Below are 19518 nucleotides of genomic sequence, written 5' to 3'. Positions count from 1 at the left end.
ATTATGCGCGTGCAGCCCATTGTTTGATAATTTCAGCCAATTGTTCTACACCATCGGTTAGTGCTGCAGGCCCTGGTTGTAAGATATCGGTCGAGTTTATCTCAAAAATATCGCCATTTTTTATGGCGGGTATGTCTTGCCAACCGACTCTAGATGTTACTTTTTCTTGATCAAATTTACGACCGCACCAAGAGGCAATGTAAATATCTGGTTGTTTGGCAATAACGTCACTGGCATCAGCCACAATACGGTTTTTTGCTAATGATTGTGTTGAAAATTCTTGATAGCAATCTATTCCGCCGGCAATTTCTATCAGCTCACTTACCCAACCAATTCCTGTGATAATGGGGTCAAACCATTCTTCAAAATAAACTTTTGGTCGCACGGGTAATTTTTCCGCCTGTTGTTTAATTCTACGTAAATTGTTTTGCATATCAGTGACAAGTTTTTCGCCTTTTTCTGGCTGGCCTATTAAGCCCGATAACGTGCGTATCATCTGCAGAATTTCGCTAATACTGCGATGGTTAAAGCAGTGAACTTGTATACCTTCTTTAATCAAGTCTGCGACGATATCAGCCTGCATGTCAGAAAATGCTAAAACTAAATCTGGTTTTAGCGATAATATTTTATCTGTTCTTGCAGTTATGTAAGCACTGACTTTTGTTTTTTCTTTTCGAGCGCGTTCTGGGCGCATTGTATAGGCTGAAATGCCAACAATACGGTGGTCTTCCCCCATAAGATAAAGTGCTTCTGTCGTTTCTTCTGTTAAGCAGATAATTCGCTCTGGCCATTTAGGTTCAGGAACTGAAGTCATGCATTTTCCTTGTTGATTCACAGTTGTCTTGTCATAACATTGTCTTTTCATTACTTGTTTATAAGTAAAGTTTCGCTATGAATAAGTGATGTTTAGACTGAGTGTTTTTACTTTATCAAAAAGTGAGACCTAATGATTAATTTTTTAATGTTTCGTGCTTTTGATTTTTCCGCGCAATAGTTTAGTTATTAATGCGATAAGCTTATCTGTATTTAATATTAATTTGTCACCTTAGGTTGAATGAGTTTAAACAGGCATTTTGTGTCGCACAGATATTTCGTGTCTGATAAAGCTGAATTTAACGTTAATACTGTTTTGGCATATTGTTAGTTAGTTGCTCAAAAATAAAAAAACCGCTGTAAAGCGGTTTTGTTATTCATGCATTATCAAGTTCGCATTTTACTATTCGATAAATGCAATGGCCGTTGGGTTTAAATCAGTGGCAAATCTAGGTAGCGCTTTTATATTTGTTTCAGTATTTATTACGTCAACACCTGGATTAGTTGGGTTGCTAACACTGATCCAAAGGTAATTCGCGGCATCTAAATTAATATGGCTTATTTGCTCTGAACCCGTATCTACTAGTCCTTCATCAGCAATAGCACCAGTTGTTGGATTGAAGCTGTAAACAGTTGAAAGTACACGATAAGGCGAGTAAAAAGTTTCACCAGCTACGAAATAACCTTTTGTTGCAGAAACGATCACACTTGAACCAATAAAACTACCTGAATTGCCGGCTATATCGGCAGCAGTCAATACTGTGCTCAAGCTGTAATCACTTGCTGAAATAGCTTCAATACGGCTGAAAGTTAAATCAGTGTCTGTGTATGAGTTACGGGTCGTTACATAAACGATGCCATCTTTGCTAACAATGCTGTTATCAAGTGGGTTTATACCCACTAAAGGAATGCCCATAACTGCGTCATCAGCGTTGGCGTTAGTTTCTATTTCTAGGTCGGTTTCAGTATCAAAAACAGCAATGTAAGCCGTATTTGGTGCATAAGAGTCATCCAAACGTTGTAAGGCAATAAATAATTTACCATCGACCACAGCACCTGCTGCAGGGTTAGGTGTACCATTGCTATTATTGCTATCTATATAAGCGTCAAGATCTAATTCGCCAATTTTAAAGTCTTCAGCTGTGGTTGCTTGTGGGTTTACAATCCAAACCTTGCTTGAACCGTAGCGCAAAATATAGGCCTTAGTCTCACTTACCGAAACGATATCGTATGGATTACGTGAACTAGAATCGCCATTATCTTGTGTAGTATAAGTCCAGATTTCAGTATCAAGGGCATCTGCATTATATTTTGATATTGTGTCAATAAAGAAACGACCGATATGAAAAACGTCTTTATTGTAACTACGTACCGTGTAGTCAGAGCCATCTTTAATGTAATAACCTTTAGTCACTAATTGTGTTGAGGGATCTAATGTAACGACTTCTGAGCCTGAATAATCAGGTGCAACCGTTTGCACAACGGCAAACGAAGGTGTGTCTTTAACATCACCAACCGTTACTTGAACGGATAACTCGCCCGTTAAACGTTTTTTACTGTCGTCAGTAGCAATAATAGTTACGGCGAAAGGACCTACATCGCCATTTTCAAAATCAGGGGCGTTTAAAAAGCTTAATTCACCGGCTTGTGTGATAGTAAACAAACTACTGGAACTACCGCTTAAAGACAAGGTTATGGCATCGCCATCAGCATCTGTTGCATTATAGTTGCTAACTAATGTTGTATTCTCTTCAACGATAGGGCTAGTTGCACCGGTAACTAGTGGAGCGTCATTACTGTCTGAGCCGCCACCACAGCCTGCAAGTATAGTTGTTCCGATCACTAAACTTAGTGGCAGTAATTGTTTTCTAAAACTTGTTAACATTTATAATCCCTCGATTGTGTATTTTATTTGTAAACTGCGACCTTGCGATCTTCTGTTCGCAAGATCTTGATACTTATCATTAAATAGATTGTTGGCACTGAAAGACACGCGATGCTTGTCTTGTTTCCAATATATTGACAGATCAGATACTGTGCGGTTGGCTGGATTCCCGTTACCAAAGTGACTAACGTCATTTTGAAATCTGTTAATAAGATTGAAGTACAAGTCTTTGTCTTGACTGGTTTTAAATGACATATGCCATGCTTTATTTACTTTATATTTTAGCGCGACGCTGTATTGCTGATGATAGATGCCCGGTAGCTTATTATTATTAAATGCGACAAAGTCAGATTCAATTTCACTGTCAATTAGGTTCGCTTGTAACGATAAGGATAGTGCATCAAATAATTGATAATTAACTTGGATTTCAAAGCCTAATAAATTTGCATCACTGACATTACTATAGCTGCCAACATTACTTGAATTGAAAATAGCGACTATAGAATTTTCTAATTTTTGTTGGTAAACGGAAGATGATATTGACAGCTTTTTATCATTATATTGACCCCCAACTGAAAGTGTCTTGGCTTCTTCAGGAAGTAAATTGTCATTACCTTTAAAAGAGCCGCGATCTCCAAATAATTCGTATAGTGTTGGTGTTCTTACACCGTCACTTAAGTTGGCGGTAATTTTATAATTTTCATGTTTAACACTTAAGCCTAATTCGGTGGTTAAGTAAGTTTCATTGTCTTGAAATTTTTCAGCATCGGGCTGATTACGTGCCGTGTTTGAGTTTTCTTCACGTAAATTACTGATCAATACGTAAGCTTCCATAGGCAATGACACGGGTTGCCACTCTAGACGAGAACCTAGGTTGAATTTTTTTTGTTTTGCCGAAATATCACATGAACCAATACCATTACATTGTGTTGGTTGACCATTATGTTGACTAACAGAGGAAAATTTTTGTTTATTGAAACTGATAAAAGGTATCAGATTAAAGGTATGCCAAGTCAGTAGTGGTTTAAAGCCTATATGTTGCTTGTTGGTTTTATAATTATTGATATCAAATATTACTGAGTCTTGGCTCGAAATATAACGTTCGTCTTTGTCTTCAGCATAAGCTTCAAACTCTATTGAATCTAACCAAGATGAATTACTTAACCATTGATGCTGGTAACTATAGCGAATGTTGTCTGAGTTTAAGGCTGAGCTATTTTCAGGAGAGTTATTGCGATAGTTGGGCAAGTGTTTGTCTTGATCATTGTATTGGAGATTTAATCTGATCTGATGTTGACCAAATTGAAGAATATCATTGATAAACAGAGTCTTCTTGGTGAACTCATTATTTCTTAATGCTTGTACATCTGACTTGGTGCTATCTTCAAAACTTTGCGGCACAAGAAAGTCATAATCATTGTCACTCTGAACATAATGGCCACCAAATGACAGACTATGAGCCTTAAAGGCTTTATTAAATAATATGTTAGCTTCACGATAGCCAAATGACCCTGTGGCTAATGTTAGCTTACTGGTGTCTTCAGTCGGATTATAAGTGTTGATGCGTATAACGCCGCCAATGGGCGTCGCGCCAGTGCCAATGGCTTGGTTTTTGCTAATTTCAATACTTTCAATTTGTTCAGTAGGAATTTGGTTTAAGTCAAAACCACCAAACTGACTATCATTAATAAGTTGACCATCAATATAGAGCTGTACTTGCTTGCTGCTCGAGCCTCGAATAGAAACTGAGACAGGATTACCAATACCACTTATTTGACGAATTTGAATACCATTAACAGATTGTAAAATATCAGCAAGGGTTTGTGATGAATGGACAAAACTTTCACGCTGCAACACTTGATAATTAGGTGAGTTGAAACTTTGATCATTTACAACTTCGATAACTTCGAGTTCTTCATCAGAAGCAGGTTCATCTTGTGCAAAAGTGGGCATAGCCACAGGGAAAATTATAAATAAATAGCGTAAATAAGAGAACATGATCACCTCAAAAGTTTTGAGGGAGGTACGGAAGATTACTGACGATTTAGCTAAATTGAAGCTAATGTCATTATATTTCCGTAGCGCCCACCGCACTGCAAATAATTCTATGTTGTTTAGGCCGGTCTCCGGGCTTAACTTTGTAATTAACAAAGTATTACCGTTGCGGGGGCAGCGTCAGACTTATGCGTATAGCAAAGTCACTAACTTCCCGATTATCTCTTAATTTTTACGTTGTTAACGTATAAATATCGAGCACCTAAGCAATTTTGAGCCGCAATTTTGAACCCATTGCTATAGCTTGTCAATAGTTAGAGTTATTAATCTACTGATTGAAAATTTATCTGCTGAAGTGTTTTATCTGGATAATACTGATAATTAGATCTATTTTTGGCGATACTAGTGATGCAGCGGTTGATAGTTGCAAAAATAAAGGCTTCTGAATAAATTCAGAAGCCTTTATAAGTTAACTACTTGATTGGTCGATGATTATTAGAAAACACCATAACTATTAGACATTAAGCTCTTTATGCTATTTAAACTCTGATGATAACTAAAGCTTAAATTCTTGTACCGATTGTTGTAATTCTTCAGCTAAGCGGGCAACTTCACTGCTTGATTCTGCAGTTTGTTTAGAGCCAGCTGTCGTTTGTTCAGCAATAGCCACAATTGATTCTAAATTTTCGCTTATTTCATGGGCAACCACGCTTTGCTCTTCAGCCGCGGTTGCTATTTGCGAACTACGATCAAAGGCTTCATGTACAGCGTGTGTAATAGTATCAAGTGCTTGTTCGGCTTGAATGCTTTGTTCCACACAGTTTGTCGCTTGTTTTTTGCCTGCATCCATAACTGAAACGGCTTTTTCAGCACCGCCTTGCAGCACTTCAATCATATTTTGAATTTCTTGGGTTGATTCTTGAGTTCGGCTAGCTAACGTTCTTACTTCATCAGCCACTACGGCAAAGCCTCTGCCTTGTTCACCAGCACGTGCTGCTTCTATAGCAGCGTTTAGTGCTAATAAGTTGGTTTGTTCTGCAATGCCTCTGATAACATCAAGAATGCCGCCGATTGATGCGCTATCTTGTTGTAATTTATTGATAACTTGCGAGGCAGATTCTACTTCATTAGCTAATAGCTCAATAGTTTGACGGTTACGACCAGAAATAACTTTAACACGCTCAGCTTCGTCATCTGCTTGCTTGATTTCGCCTAAGGCGTCATTGGCACTTGATAGCACACTTTGTGCCGTACTGCTCATTTCGGTGGTCGCCGAGGCCGCTTGTTCTACTTGCATGCGTTGCTCTTCTATTGCCGTCGTACTTTGAGCGGTTACTGCAGAAGTTTGCTCTGCCGCTGTTGCTAGTTGGGTCGAGCGACTGACAATACTTTGGATTAAGCTTCGTAAACTATCTATTAATAAGTTGCAGTTACGTGAAAGCTGAGCGAACTCATCATTACCACTTTCATCTAACTTGCGAGATAAGTCACCAGAAGCGACGACATTGAGCATTTCGTTTACGCGCTTTAAAGGGCGAGTAATGCTGGTTAACGTTATCCACGCTATGATAATTGCCAAGGTAATCGAAACTAGGGTAATGACTAAGGTGTTGCGAGTGCCGTCAGAAACAGATTTTTCAACTAAAGCGCCTGTTGCGATTGTTGTTTTATTGGCTAGGTCGACTTGCGTGTCTAATATTGCATTAGCGCTACTAATGCCATCTTCTGCTAATTTCAAACTCACAGTTGCAGCTGCAATGGCGTTTAGTTGGTTATTTTTATTAGCAAAAATTTTATCACTGCCGGTGATGTAATCTTCTAATGCTGAAAAACTATCAGTTAATTCATCTGCAATACCAGCCATGTCTTGTAAATTTAACTCATTAACCACATCTTTAACTGACTTTTTAATATCATTAAAAGTGTTTTCAATTTCACTGGTGACCAATGATGCTGACTGTTTATCTTTTAATTCACGATATTCAAAAGATGAACTAACAATGCTATTAAGCAAAGTCTCTAAGCGTTCAGCTAAACTAACAGCACGTTGTAACTTTGTTGATGCGAGCTCGTGGTCGCCAAGATCTAGTAAAATAGTCGCAGTATCGTCTGCTTTTTCCTCGATTATGTCTATCTTGTCAGCTAGAGCGAGGCGTTGTTCTATTGCAAGTTTTCGATTACTAAGTACCTTATCGATTTCGCTCTCTAAGCTACTGTAAACGGAATCAACTTTACGCAAGTTAGCGATTAAGCTTGCTTCGTTCTGAACGATACTTTTTAATTTCGTTAGGTGAGTTCTAAAGTTATTTTTGTCAGCATCAAAAGCGTTATAGTTTCCTCTAAGCGGTGCTAATTCTGTTTGATAATATGCGCGCAGAGTTAGGTTGCCAATACCGGTTAGATCGTTAGCTAATTTGTTACTTGCTTTTAATGTAGGTATTGCAAGTTCATCTTGCTGCTTTGTAGCATCGCCAATAGTATTTAAACTATTCCATGATATTACGCTGGTTAAAATGAGTAAAAGTGAAATAATGGCAAAACCACCAATTATTTTCATTGCTACGGTTAATTTCATAGATCCCACCAATATATAAATTAAATCATTATTTGATCACACTATAATTAATAAACTGAAATATAAATGCGTGTGAACGTTAATTATTATTAGACTACAAAGGAAAGTAGATAAGTATTATCGCTAGTATAACAAGCTAAATTACTTTTTAAACTAATGCTAGACTTTATCTTAGATTTTTATGCGATTGTTCGATAAATATTTTTTTATCATGCCACCTAAGCATAGTCATGTGTTGTCCCCAAACACAGCCAGTATCTAGTGCGTATATATTATTAGCTTGGCAATGTCCCATTAAAGCAGCCCAATGACCAAATACCCATTGAGTATTATCGCTAATATGCTGAAATTCAAACCAAGGTGATAATTCTTTTGGTGCATTGCTAGGGCTTTCTTTACAGCTAAAGTCTAAACTACCATCAGCTAAGCAATAGCGCATACGGGTTAGCGAGTTGATGGTAAATCTAAAACGGCTGAGTTCATCGTCTGCCTCTAACCAGTTTGTAGGCTGTTCACCATACATTTTTCTCAACCAAGTGTGACTTGCTGAAGAGGTTAAATGTTGCTGCGCTATTTTAGCCTGTTTAAGTGCTTGTTGTGGTGTCCACTGTGGTGAGAGCCCAGCGTGGCTCATATACGTTTCTTCATTGGGTAGTTTTTGAATAAGCGGCTGTTGAATTAACCAGTGCATGAGCTCTGCTGCATCGGGTGCGGCTAATAATGCCGATAGCTGATCTTGCTGTTTTACTTTTTTAATACCGTGATAAACGGCAAGTAAATGTAAGTCATGATTCCCTAAAACTACTTTAGCATTTTGGTTGATCGACTTAATAAAGCGTAATGTTTCAAGGGAGTTAGGTCCGCGGGCAACTAGGTCACCAGCGACATAAAGTTGGTCGCTAGTGTTTGAAAATCCTACTTGAGTTAATAAAGCATCTAGTTCGCTGTAGCAGCCTTGAATGTCACCGACGAAATAAACTGCCATTAGCGATCTCTAATTTAATATGTTGGGCTTTGCTAATCGAAATAGCGGAACTTCAACTTGAACTAAGGTTGCAGAGTTAATTTGCATCTGATAGTGCCCTTGCATATTACCTAGCGGAGATTTCAATATACAACCGCTAGTATAAGTAAAGCTTTGGCCTGCTTTAATAAAAGGTTGTTGGCCGATAACTCCTTCACCTGTCACGGTACTAGAGTCACCATTAGCGTCGGTAATTAACCAATAACGACTTAGTAGTTGTACCGTTTCTTCACCGTTATTTGTAACAGTAATGGTGTAACTAAAAACAAACTGATGCTCAGCTTCGACAGATTGCTGTGCAATATAGTCGCTAACTACTGAAACTTGAATGTTAGCAGTTGTTGCTATGTTGTTATTACTCATCGTCAAGTGCTATTGGATTGTCAGTAACAAAGTTAGCTAACATAACAAAGTCGGCTAAGGCTAAATTCTCTGGACGTAGTCCGGGATCTATCCCCAATTCAGTTAACTGCTCGACAGATATTAGTTTTTTAAAGCTGTTACGAATGGTTTTTCGACGCTGATTAAAGGCCGCTAAACAGACCTTATTTAATGCATTAATATCCTTAACCGGGTTTTTAATGATTTTATGCGGTATTAACCTGACGATAGCCGAGTCTACTTTTGGTGCTGGTTTAAAGGCTTCTGGGCCTATTTCCATCACTGGAATAACTTGGCATTGATATTGTGTCATGATTGACAAACGGCCAAAAGCTTTACAGTTTTCACCTGATGCCATACGTTGTACGACTTCTTTTTGTAGCATAAAGTGCATATCTTTAACTTTGTCTTTAAACGTCAGTAGATGAAAGATAAGCGGGGTTGAAATGTTATATGGCAAATTACCAAAAATTCGTAATGGTTTTTCAGCATTCGCTAATTGAGCAAAATCAAATTTTAAGGCGTCTTCTTCATAGATAGTTAATTTTGGTGCCAAAAATGGATGATGGCGCAATCTATGTGCTAAATCTCGATCTAATTCTACTACACTGAGGTGACCTGCACGTTCTATAACAGGCTCGGTCAGTGCGCCTAATCCTGGACCAATTTCAACTAAGTTTTCACCTGGCTCTGGGTTGATGGCGTCAACAATATCGCTAATGATAGCTTCATTATGTAAAAAATTTTGTCCAAAGCGTTTTTTAGCTTGATGACCTAAATGGGAATTTTTACTCATAGTATTTTTTTGCTCGAATTAATCTTTTTCATGGTTGTTAGCCAATGTTATTGCCGTGTTTATCGCTTCAATAAAACTGCCAACATCAGCTTTGTCGGTACCTGCTAGGTCTAAAGCGGTACCGTGATCAACAGATGTTCTAATGAATGGCAGTCCTAGGGTAATATTTACCGAAGCGCCAAAACCTTTGAATTTCAGTACAGGTAAACCTTGGTCATGAAACATGCTCAAAATAGCATCGGCATCATCTAAGTATTTAGCTTGAAAAATAGTATCAGCAGGTAAAGGACCAATAAGATTCATGCCTTCTGAACGTAATTCGTCTAAAGCGGGGATCATTACATCAATTTCTTCGCGGCCTAGATGGCCGTCTTCACCCGCATGCGGGTTTATACCACAGACATAAATTTTAGGATCAGGGATACCAAATTTATTGATCAAATCTTGGTGTAATATGCGCGCTACTTTTTGCAGTCTTTCGTGTGTAATAGCTTTAGATACATAGGCTAAAGGGATATGCGTTGTTACTAGAGCAACTCTTAAGCCTTCTGTAGCTAACATCATCACTACGTCAGAGCAGTTTGCTTGATGAGCAAAGTATTCTGTATGCCCACTAAATGCTATGCCGGCTTTATTTATCAAGCCTTTATGTACTGGGCCGGTAACTACGGCATCAAATTCGCCTGAAATGTTTCTTTCACTCGCAATACGTAATGTTTCAACAACATAATGACCATTGTTGGCATTAAGTACACCCGGTTGGCAAACATCATTTAATGGCACAGGCAATACAATTAATGTTCCTGCTTTGTGCGCAGTTACTTCATCATTAGCGTTATAAAGCTTAATGTTAAGCGGCAAATTTAATAGTTTCGCCCTTGCAGTTAATAACTCAGGAGAAGCGACAGCAACAATTTGCGTTGGCCAATCTTGCTGAGCTACTTTTATCATCAGATCTGGGCCGATACCTGCAGGCTCTCCTGGTGTTATTGCAATTCTTTTTAACACTATTTTTTACCTGTTTGGATTATTTCTATGTACGCTTCGTCGCGTAATTCTTTGATCCAACGTGCACCTTCCATACCAAATTTACGGTTGTAAAGTAATTGATAGACGCGGTTCTCATTCATTTGCTCAGTGGCATCTAAAGTTCTACGGCCGGTTAATTTAGCAATGTGCCAACCAAATGATGTACGAAAAGGTTTACCCACTTCGTCGATATCTAAGCGTGCCAATGCTTCAGAAAATGCGGGATCATATTTGCCAGGATCTGCCCAGCCTAAATCACCACCTCGCACTGAGGTTGGACCATCAGAGTGCTTTTTAGCAAGTTCAGCAAAGTCGGCTTCACCTGCATTGAGTTGATCGATAAAACCTTGTAATAACTCTTTTGCCTTAGCTTCACTGAGAATAATAGAAGGTTCAATCAAGATGTGACTTGCTTTTACTTCTTCAACTTCTACGGTTTGACGACCACGAACATCGACTAACTTCACGATACTAAAACCTAAACCAGTACGGATTGGACCAAAAATACTACCTTTTTCTTGACCATCGACTAATTCAGAAAATAAAGTTGGGATTTCATTAATAGTTTTCCAACCTAAATCACCACCTTCAAGGGCATTTCCGCCGCCAGACGAAGTCATGGCAATATTTGTAAAGTCGCTACCATCATTTAATAATTCAAGAACTTTCTCGGCACGAACTTTCGCGGCACTGATATCAGCTTGCTTAGGATTATTAGGGAACTCAATTAATATATGCCCTAAACGGTACTCTACATCAGCATTGGTTTGTTCTTTCATAACTGACAATAAGTTGGCGATTTCTTGAGGTGATATATATATGCGGCGACGTAAACTAGCGCGTCTAACTTCACCTGAAATTAATTCATTACGGACACTTTCACGATATTTTTCATAATCTAAACCATCTGAAATAAGCGCTTGTCGAAATGATTCAAGTGATTGCTTATTCTCTTTTGCCATATTAGACAAGGTCTCATCAAGCTGAGCATCACTGATCTGAATGCCCATGCGCTCACCTAGCTGTGCGATTATCGCGTCATTAATTAACTTGTCTATTACTTGGATACGCAAAGCACGATCTGATGGTAATGTTTGGTTATTCTTTTTAGCTTGTAGGGTAACTGAAGCGAGTAAATCTTTGACTTCAGATTCTAATACCACACCGCTATTAACCACTGCGGCTACTCGATCTAGTTCAACTTCTGCGGCCTGGGCTTGTTCAAGTGAGCTTACAATTAGCACTGAGCTAAGAAGTAATAATTTAAATAAATTTTTCATGTAACGTAAATTTCTTTTAATTAGTTATTGAGGAAGTAAGGGCGTTTATAGCCAAATATACTTGAATTAAACATATCTCCAACACTGTTGGAAGATTTATTGCTATTTATACCATTATATACAAATTGAATATTAAAACTGCTATCAAATGCATCTCGATTTTCGTTTATGTTACCACTGTCGTCAATTTTTGAATTAATATTGCGATGGTAAGTAAAACGAATACCCCAACAGCAACTACTGTATTCAAGACCGGCATAACTTTCGATACTACGCTTTCCTTGTAAGTCTTGTGTAAATCGACCCACAAACTGCCAACGTTGTGCAACCTTGATGTTAGTGGCTAATGACATTTGCTCTAATGACTCTCCTGAGACATCACGAGCATAGCGATGGTTCAATTGAATTGTTTGATTATTAGAAAATAAATAATCTAATGTTGTCTGGCTTTTATTGGTAACGCCTAAATCGGTATTGTACTGAATATCAGAACTAAACTGCCAATTACGACTTAAGTGGACAAATATATCAGCCGCAAGTGCTGATTTATCTACTAAGGAATTTTGATCACTATTGTCAAAGTTGCTCTCATTTAAATAAACGATACGCCCTAAACTAAAGCGCAGCACTTCATTATTTTCTGCAGTTAAAAGTCGACTTGTTATCCCCCAAGATATTTGGTTGGCTTGTGCTATGCGATCTATGCCGCTAAAACGACGGTCACGGAATAAGCCATTAAAGTCATCTTGTAAGTTTGTTGTGTCGTAAATACCAATATTGTTTTGATCTTTATCTGGAATATAAAGATATTGTAATTGTGGCTCTAATGTTTGGTTATAGTCTTTATTAAATAAGGCCATATTACGGTCAAAATTTACGCCGCCATGTAAACGTATTTTTGGTAAAGTTCTGCTGATGTCTTTTTCTAACCGACTGTCACTACTAATATTTTTTTGGCTGTAGTTGGTTTGAAGCACTTTAAATTCTGAATTTAAAAACCATGCAGGAGTCACCATGGGGTATAACAAGCCGGCTTCTAAATGATACCTTTGGGCGGTTGGTTTTGTTTTATCTGCCGTGTCGAAATTTGAAAACTCAGTATAGACATCAAAAATACCATCAAAATCATCTAAGGTTTGCTGACCACTCATTTCTATTTGCGGTAAGGTTTTGTAACTCTGCTGATGATTGCCCAGTAGTTCAAAATCTTGCATTTTTATGGTTGTTTGCCAGTTTTCTGCAAAGTAAGCAAGTTCACCAATTTGATACAAATAGGCGTCATTGGCATTAAATTGACTACTGCCCAAATCCACTAAGTAATTATCATCACTAATGGTGGTGTAATCAACGTGAGCTCTAAACCGCTCTGAAAATGTGCCAATATGCTGCAGTCGTGCTAAGTATCGAGAGTCATCATTGCTAATAAGCTTTTTATCTTTATTAAGATATTCAATATCAATTTGGCCTGATTGTAAGCCATCTAAATATCTTAATTCAGTAATTAACTGCGTACCTCTTTCTGACATATAACGTGGCGTGATAGTCGCATCGATGTTTTCTGCAATATTGACATAATAAGGTGTTTCAACTTCTAAACCTGAACTCTTCGAGGTGCTTATTTTGGGGTATAAAAAACCTGACATGCGATCATTGCTGAGCGGCATGGTTAAATAGGGAACATATAAAATCGGTACATCAAAAAGGCTAAAGCGTGCGTGATAAGCTTCGAGCGATTTTTTATCTGATGAAATGTTAATTTCACTAGCTCGCATTTGCCAATCAGGCACCGGATCGTAACAAGTGGTAAAACTTGAGTCTATAAAACTCAGGGTTTTACCATTGCCATTAATATTAATTTCTTTCGCGCTACCATGGCCAGCAGAGCCATTTAATTGATATGAGGTTGCCGTGAGTGATGTCGTTTTTTGTAATTGATTAATATTAAGAGAGTCGGCAAAAATATCTATGCCTTTATTTTGAAAGTGAATGTCGCCACTGGCGTCGACCGTAGATGTTCTGCGGTTAACTGATAATTGGTCAGCAACAATGGATTTATCTTGATTTAACAAGGTAACGCCACCAGTGAATGTGGCATATTCACCTTTTTTGATACGTGAGGTCGAAGATAAAATAGTGTAGTTATCATTCGCCTGCTTATCTGTTTCGTCGGCAATATTGGCGTAAAATGGAATTGGACACTGATTGGCTATATTTGTATTTGCTTCAATATTTTGCGCCTTACTACCAAATGTAAAAAATATCAGGCAGAGAAAGGAAATTTTGTTTAAGGGAAAACGCATTTATGGTCCGGGTAATTAACTTGAAAAATACAAAGCCTAGATTCAGGGCGGCATTTTACCGCTAATGGCAATAATAATATAGCAATTTTCATTAGCCTGCTAATTAGTTATATTGGCAGTATAATTTTTTTAGAGATATCTTTCATTGAATAACTTAAGAACTACAGATTTATTACACTGGCTAGAAAGTCATTTCTCGACACAGAATATTAAACTAATACCGCTAACAGGGGATGCTGGGTTTCGACGTTACTTTCGTTTTGACTATCAAAACCAAAGCTATATTGCAGTTGATGCACCGGTAAAATTATCAAATAATCAAGCATTTGTAGATGTGCAGAATATTTTGCAAGTAGTTGATGTGAATGTGCCTAACATTTTAGCGGCAGACCTTAAAAACGGTTTTCTTTGTCTTAGTGACTTTGGCGATACTGTATTGGCTGATCGGCTATCAAATGAAAACATGCAGCAGCATTATGCCAAAGCGATAATTGAACTGAACAAAATGCTTAGATGTAAAACAGCATTAGTGGCTAAATTGCCAGATTATAATGAACAATTTATCCACACTGAACTAGCAATATTTAGTGAATGGTTATTAGATAAACACTTAGAAATTTATTTAACCGCTGATGAGAAATTAGATTTAAACGCTTGTTTTGAATTTTTGGTTTCCGCCATTGTTGAGCAACCTAAAGTATTTATGCATCGCGATTATCACAGTCGAAATATTATGCTGTTAGATAATGATAAACTTGGCATTATTGATTTTCAAGATGCTGTACAAGGTCCTGTTATTTATGATTTAGTGTCATTATTAAGAGATTGCTATGTGCGTTGGCCAAACGAGTTAATAACGCCGTTAATGGAAAATTATCGTCAACAAGTACAAAGCTTTATCCCTGATGAAAATATTACTAAAGAAAAGTGGCAATATTGGTTTGATTTAACAGGATTGCAACGCCATATAAAAGCCAGTGGTATTTTTGCGCGCTTACATCATAGAGACAACAAGTCAGGCTATTTAGCTGATATTCCACTTACTTTAGCCTACATACAAGATGTTAGCGCACAATATGATAAACTCAGTTTCTTGCACGAATTGGTTACTCAACGGGTTATACCAGCACTAAAAAAATTAACTTAGTTTCATCAATTGGATTAAATTTTGGAAAATATTTCATGAAAGCAATGATCTTAGCCGCAGGGCGAGGTGAGCGAATGCGACCACTCACCGATAATTGCCCTAAGCCGTTACTCAAAGTCAAAGGATTACCGCTGATTGAACATCACGTAAAAAACTTAGTTGCGGCGGGTATTAACGATATTGTGATTAATCATGCTTGGTTGGGTCAAAAAATTGTAGATTACCTTGGCTGCGGCAAGCAATTTTCGGCGAATATAAGCTACAGTGAAGAGCCTGTCGCATTGGAAACTGCAGGTGGTATTATTAAAGCGCTGCCTTTGTTGGCTGAACATGAAAATGATATTTTTTTGGTGATTAATGGCGATATTTACTGCGACTTTAATTTAAGCGAGCTGCCATTATTATCTGTTGAATGCAACGCGCATTTGCTGTTAGTTGAAAATCCAGAGCATAATCTAAGTGGTGACTTTCAAGTAGCTAGGGGGATGTTGGTTAATCCCAAAAGTAACAATCAAGAGACCTATACCTTTAGTGGTATTGCCCTCTATAGAAAAAGCTTCTTTAAGCAATATACGGCAACAGAGCCGGGAGAATTAATCTCGCAACGAGTAGTGCAGCCTTTAGCACCGATGTTAAGAGCTGCCGCTGATCAGAACAAAGTATCAGCGAGTATTATAGCTTCTGCTTGGACTGATGTTGGTACACCTGAACGTTTAGCTAAGCTAAACACTATTTAAAATAATTTTATATTTAATCAACTATTGAGTTTTACGATGCAAATTTGGGGTAAAGTTTTAGGTTTTTTATTTGGTTTAATGCTGAGTAAGAACATTTTTGGTGCACTGTTGGGTGCATGGCTCGGACATCGATTTGATAAAGGCATAGGTCTAAACTTCAATTCTTTAGGTGGCGCTAAAAGTGATGCCGAACGTCAAGCAACATTTTTTTATAGTAGCTTTTCAGTCATGGGCTATATCGCAAAGGCTAATGGTCAGGTTACGCAACATGAAATTGCCTTTGCCAATGCCTATATGGATAAGTTGGGGCTTAAAGATGCACTTCGTCAACAAGCTCAAGATGCATTTAGGGATGGAAAAACCACCGGTTTTCCACTTACTGAGCGGTTAACCGAATTAAAATCTGCTGTAGGAAATCGTCAAGACTTATTATTACTGTTTCTAGAAATTCAAATTCAAGTGGCATTCGCTGACGGCCGTCTCGATGAAGATGAACGTGAAGCATTACATCAAATAGCTAATGGTTTAGGCTACTCAGCTCAAGAGTTAGATAAATTATTAGAGATGATTATTGCGGGGGCTAATTTTCATCAACAAGGTCGAGGTGGCGCAAATCAAAGTTTTGCGCAATCAGGCAAGCAACTTGAAAATGCCTATAAAGTGTTAGGCGTTTCTGATCAAAACTCACCAGGTGAAATTAAAAAAGCTTACCGTAAACTTATGTCTCAGCATCATCCTGATAAGTTGGTAGCGAAAGGTTTACCACCTGAAATGATGGAAACTGCAAAGCAAAAAGCGCAAGACATTCAAGCAGCTTATGAGTTAATTTCTGCGCAAAATAAGTAATACTGAGCACCTTTCAAGCTTGAAGCGAATTTTGAAGTGAATGTGATTAAGCATCACTCTTGCGATAAAAGCACCATTAATTGTGTTCAACGGCAGTAGTGCTGCTTGCAAGATAAGTTGTAAGTCGCGTACACTAATGTCGAATTTGGTTCATCATTCAATGGATAGCACAAATGTACTTTTCAGTAACTAACAGACGACATATCGCAATTTGGCTTAGTGCTATCTTGCTTGTATTGTCTGTGGCTGCTGCTGCACATAGTGTTGAACATATTGATGAAGGTGCTAAAAAGCACTGTACTTTGTGCTTCCACCAACATCAATTCGATCAAGTACTACCTCAGCAAGACGCCAATTTTGACTTTATTAAGCAGCAGGTAGAAGTAACACATACTGCTCAACCGATATTAGCACTATCCCATAGTGTTACTTACCAAAGTCGCGCACCTCCCGTAACTCTCTAAAAGCAATTATTTAACAATTTGTATTTTTACCTAACCAACTTGCCAATCCGGCATGGGGGCTTTTGTATTCGTGTTTAATTATTTTAGAGATTTTCAAAATGAAAAATTTTCAATTTTTTCCACCCCGCTTATCCGCTGGCACACCAGATTCTTTAGCTATTTTTTTGCCGGCTAAAGTAAGTGCAGCCTTAATATTATCAGGCGCTTTCTCCACGCTTTCTTTCGCACAAACACCATCACTTTCTAATCTAACGGTTAGTGCGGTTTTAGATGGTTATTATCAAAGTGAAGATCGCTTAATGACCGAAAGAGCTGAAGGTTTTGGGTTAGGTGAAACTGAATTGGCATTTAGTGCCAGTATCGATGATATGTTCTTTGGCAAACTCACCACAGTATTTGAATCACATAACGGTGAAAGCGAAGTTAATATCGAAGAAGCTTTCATTCAAACCATGGCATTGCCTAATGGCTTTACTGTTCGTGCAGGCCGGTTTTTATCGGATATTGGCTATTTAAATAATCAACACCTTCATTCTGATGCTTTTACTAGCAGGCCAAGTGCCTATCGAGCATTTTTAGGTGGTCATTATTTCGATGATGGTTTGAGAGTTAGTTATATAGCACCAACAGATTTGTATTGGACCATGGGTGCTGAAATTTTTGCTGGCGAAAGCTTGCGAGCTGCAGATGAAACAGGTGAAAGAGAGTTTGACAGTACTGGGGTTTATACCGCGTTTACAAAAATTGGTGGTGATCTCAACATTGAAAGTTCATGGCAATTAGGCGTGAGTTATTTACGAAATGCAAACGGCCAATTAACCCCCGAAGCTCATGAAGAAGAAGCTGGTGAAGATGCACATGCTCACTCAGCGAGCTACACAGGTAAGAATACCTTTGTGACTGATTTTGTATACAAATGGGCGCCTAATGGTAATTATAAATATCAACATTTAACATTAAGTGCTGAATATTTCAGAGTCAGTGATTTTATGGTCCCTGAGCTTCATGAAGCGTTTGCTGAAGAAGAACATGATGAGGAAGAAAATAGTGCTAAAGATTATCACCAAGCTTGGTATGTCAGTGGTGTTTATCAGTTTTCACCTAATTGGTCAGCAGGCTTACGGTACGGACAGTTAGATAGCCAGCTGCAACATGAAGAGCACTTTGATCAACAAACGCTTAAAGAAACTGAATTCAGTGTTGCTTGGCATAATAGCCATTTTTCTACGGTCAGAGTAGAGTTTAGCCATCAAAGCAATATTGGCTTTGAAAATGCAGAAAATGACAATGTTATTACTTTGCAATATGTTATGGCAATGGGAGCACATAATGCGCATCAATTTTAAATTACTATTAAGCAGTGTTTTATTGACCTTAAACCACAGTGCTTTAGCGCAAATGAATATTTTCACTTGCGAGCCTGAGTATGCTGCTTTAGCAAAAGAGCTAGCACCTGATGCACGAATATACTCGGCAACCACAGCGATGCAAGATCCACATCAAGTGCAAGCGCGTCCTAGTTTGATTGCTAAAATGCGCCAAGCAGATCTTGTGATCTGCGCGGGTGCTGACTTAGAAATAGGTTGGTTACCTATGTTGCAAATGAAAGCAGCCAATGCGCAAGTGCGTAGTACAGACAAAGGCTTATTTTTTGCAGCCGAACATGTGAAAACATTAGATCAAGTGAGTAATGTCGACCGCAGTATGGGCGATGTTCATAGTTCGGGTAATCCACATGTACATTTTTCGCCACAGCGTGTGCTGGATATTGCGAGGGCATTAACAAGTAAGTTAATTCAGCTAGATGCACAGCAAAGTGAGTTATATCAACAGCTACTGGAAAATTTTGCTGAGCGTTGGCAGCTAGCTATGTCAAAGTGGCAAATAAAAGTGAGTCATTTACAAGGCATGAAAGTCATTGCCTATCACTCAAGTTTTCGCTATTTATTTAACTTTACCAGTATTGAGCAGGTAGCTGATTTAGAGCCGAAACCGGGTTTACCTCCAACCAGTAGTCATCTTGCAAGCTTATTAAAACAAGCTGGGAAAGGTGACATTTCAGCCATTATAATAGCTTCCTATCAAGATCAACGTGGCGCAAAATGGTTAGCTGAAAAATCTAGTTTACCTGTTATTGTGCTGCCATTATCGGTCGGAGGTAATGAGCAAAGTACCGATTTATTTAGCCTGTATGACAATGTGTTAGATTTACTGATTAAAGTAAATAATACACAAAAATAACAGCA

16 protein-coding genes and 1 riboswitch are annotated in these 19518 nt (G+C 38.2%); of the genes, 6 read left to right on the top strand and 10 right to left on the bottom strand.

The annotated features are described in order from the left end of the window. Position 1: 1 nt before the first annotated feature. From H4J38_RS01800 to H4J38_RS01755, 10 genes are all read right to left on the bottom strand, one after another. Positions 2–814: a cobalamin-binding protein gene (locus H4J38_RS01800; RefSeq protein ID WP_182128894.1), complete on the bottom strand. Its 813-nt coding sequence runs from the start codon at positions 812–814 to the stop codon at positions 2–4. A 402-nt stretch (positions 815–1216) separates the two neighbouring features. Next, entirely contained in the window at positions 1217–2698 is a 1482-nt protein-coding gene (locus tag H4J38_RS01795; protein WP_182128893.1) for a cadherin repeat domain-containing protein, read from the bottom strand. Beyond that, complete coding sequence (locus tag H4J38_RS01790; protein WP_182128891.1) at positions 2699–4696, bottom strand: TonB-dependent receptor; 1998 nt, start codon at positions 4694–4696, stop codon at positions 2699–2701. A gap of 101 nt (positions 4697–4797) precedes the next feature. Beyond that, positions 4798–4974: riboswitch (cobalamin riboswitch) on the bottom strand. A gap of 275 nt (positions 4975–5249) precedes the next feature. Further along, positions 5250–7268, bottom strand: coding sequence for a methyl-accepting chemotaxis protein (locus H4J38_RS01785; RefSeq protein ID WP_182128889.1), 2019 nt, complete (start codon positions 7266–7268; stop codon positions 5250–5252). 166 nt (positions 7269–7434) lie between these two features. Beyond that, on the bottom strand, positions 7435–8253 hold the full coding sequence (locus H4J38_RS01780; protein WP_182128887.1) for a symmetrical bis(5'-nucleosyl)-tetraphosphatase: 819 nt from the start codon (positions 8251–8253) through the stop codon (positions 7435–7437). Positions 8254–8262: 9 nt separating this feature from the next. Next, positions 8263–8655, bottom strand: a complete 393-nt coding sequence (gene apaG, locus H4J38_RS01775) for a Co2+/Mg2+ efflux protein ApaG (protein WP_182128885.1) — start codon at positions 8653–8655, stop codon at positions 8263–8265. Then, positions 8648–9469 (bottom strand): 16S rRNA (adenine(1518)-N(6)/adenine(1519)-N(6))-dimethyltransferase RsmA, encoded by an 822-nt coding sequence (rsmA, locus tag H4J38_RS01770; RefSeq protein ID WP_182128884.1) that lies wholly within the window; start codon positions 9467–9469, stop codon positions 8648–8650. The genes apaG and rsmA overlap by 8 nt, the downstream gene beginning before the upstream one ends. A gap of 18 nt (positions 9470–9487) precedes the next feature. Next, the gene (gene pdxA, locus H4J38_RS01765) at positions 9488–10480 is read right to left on the bottom strand and encodes a 4-hydroxythreonine-4-phosphate dehydrogenase PdxA (protein WP_182130070.1); all 993 of its coding nucleotides are present in this window, start codon (positions 10478–10480) and stop codon (positions 9488–9490) included. Then, entirely contained in the window at positions 10477–11778 is a 1302-nt protein-coding gene (gene surA, locus H4J38_RS01760) for a peptidylprolyl isomerase SurA (protein WP_182128882.1), read from the bottom strand. The genes pdxA and surA overlap by 4 nt, the downstream gene beginning before the upstream one ends. A 20-nt stretch (positions 11779–11798) precedes the next feature. Further along, positions 11799–14078 (bottom strand): LPS-assembly protein LptD, encoded by a 2280-nt coding sequence (locus tag H4J38_RS01755; RefSeq protein ID WP_182128880.1) that lies wholly within the window; start codon positions 14076–14078, stop codon positions 11799–11801. A 145-nt stretch (positions 14079–14223) separates the two neighbouring features. On the opposite strand from H4J38_RS01755, the gene H4J38_RS01750 reads away from it, so the two are divergent. The 6 genes from H4J38_RS01750 to H4J38_RS01725 all read left to right on the top strand — a co-directional run bounded on the left by H4J38_RS01750 (position 14224) and on the right by H4J38_RS01725 (position 19513). Then, positions 14224–15225 (top strand): aminoglycoside phosphotransferase family protein, encoded by a 1002-nt coding sequence (locus H4J38_RS01750; protein WP_182128878.1) that lies wholly within the window; start codon positions 14224–14226, stop codon positions 15223–15225. Positions 15226–15260: 35 nt separating this feature from the next. Continuing rightward, entirely contained in the window at positions 15261–15962 is a 702-nt protein-coding gene (gene murU / locus H4J38_RS01745) for an N-acetylmuramate alpha-1-phosphate uridylyltransferase MurU (protein WP_182128876.1), read from the top strand. 36 nt (positions 15963–15998) lie between these two features. Beyond that, positions 15999–16808 (top strand): co-chaperone DjlA, encoded by an 810-nt coding sequence (gene djlA / locus H4J38_RS01740; protein WP_182128874.1) that lies wholly within the window; start codon positions 15999–16001, stop codon positions 16806–16808. Positions 16809–16981: 173 nt separating this feature from the next. Beyond that, the gene (locus H4J38_RS01735) at positions 16982–17272 is read left to right on the top strand and encodes an ABC-type zinc uptake system zinc chaperone (RefSeq protein ID WP_182130177.1); all 291 of its coding nucleotides are present in this window, start codon (positions 16982–16984) and stop codon (positions 17270–17272) included. A 98-nt stretch (positions 17273–17370) separates the two neighbouring features. Further along, the gene (locus H4J38_RS01730) at positions 17371–18618 is read left to right on the top strand and encodes an OprO/OprP family phosphate-selective porin (protein ID WP_259365361.1); all 1248 of its coding nucleotides are present in this window, start codon (positions 17371–17373) and stop codon (positions 18616–18618) included. Beyond that, positions 18602–19513 carry a metal ABC transporter solute-binding protein, Zn/Mn family gene (locus H4J38_RS01725; protein WP_182128872.1) on the top strand — a complete coding sequence of 304 codons (912 nt, stop codon included), beginning with the start codon at positions 18602–18604 and terminating at the stop codon, positions 19511–19513. Before H4J38_RS01730 ends, H4J38_RS01725 begins: the two co-directional genes overlap by 17 nt. Positions 19514–19518: the final 5 nt, after the last annotated feature.

The sequence above is a fragment of the Colwellia sp. BRX10-3 genome (assembly GCF_014077505.1).
Lineage (GTDB): Bacteria > Pseudomonadota > Gammaproteobacteria > Enterobacterales > Alteromonadaceae > Cognaticolwellia.
The sequence above is the reverse complement of the archived record's forward strand: the minus strand, read 5'-3'. Positions and strand labels throughout refer to the sequence as shown.

Coding starts and splice junctions, on each gene's coding strand:
- H4J38_RS01795 (WP_182128893.1), bottom strand. CDS start 2,698: ATGTTAACAAGTTTTAGAAAACAATTACTGCCACTAAGTTTAGTGATC.
- H4J38_RS01735 (WP_182130177.1), top strand. CDS start 16,982: ATGTACTTTTCAGTAACTAACAGACGACATATCGCAATTTGGCTTAGT.
- H4J38_RS01790 (WP_182128891.1), bottom strand. CDS start 4,696: ATGTTCTCTTATTTACGCTATTTATTTATAATTTTCCCTGTGGCTATG.
- H4J38_RS01780 (WP_182128887.1), bottom strand. CDS start 8,253: ATGGCAGTTTATTTCGTCGGTGACATTCAAGGCTGCTACAGCGAACTA.
- djlA (WP_182128874.1), top strand. CDS start 15,999: ATGCAAATTTGGGGTAAAGTTTTAGGTTTTTTATTTGGTTTAATGCTG.
- murU (WP_182128876.1), top strand. CDS start 15,261: ATGAAAGCAATGATCTTAGCCGCAGGGCGAGGTGAGCGAATGCGACCA.
- H4J38_RS01725 (WP_182128872.1), top strand. CDS start 18,602: ATGCGCATCAATTTTAAATTACTATTAAGCAGTGTTTTATTGACCTTA.
- H4J38_RS01785 (WP_182128889.1), bottom strand. CDS start 7,268: ATGAAATTAACCGTAGCAATGAAAATAATTGGTGGTTTTGCCATTATT.
- H4J38_RS01800 (WP_182128894.1), bottom strand. CDS start 814: ATGACTTCAGTTCCTGAACCTAAATGGCCAGAGCGAATTATCTGCTTA.
- apaG (WP_182128885.1), bottom strand. CDS start 8,655: ATGAGTAATAACAACATAGCAACAACTGCTAACATTCAAGTTTCAGTA.
- H4J38_RS01755 (WP_182128880.1), bottom strand. CDS start 14,078: ATGCGTTTTCCCTTAAACAAAATTTCCTTTCTCTGCCTGATATTTTTT.
- rsmA (WP_182128884.1), bottom strand. CDS start 9,469: ATGAGTAAAAATTCCCATTTAGGTCATCAAGCTAAAAAACGCTTTGGA.
- surA (WP_182128882.1), bottom strand. CDS start 11,778: ATGAAAAATTTATTTAAATTATTACTTCTTAGCTCAGTGCTAATTGTA.
- H4J38_RS01730 (WP_259365361.1), top strand. CDS start 17,371: ATGAAAAATTTTCAATTTTTTCCACCCCGCTTATCCGCTGGCACACCA.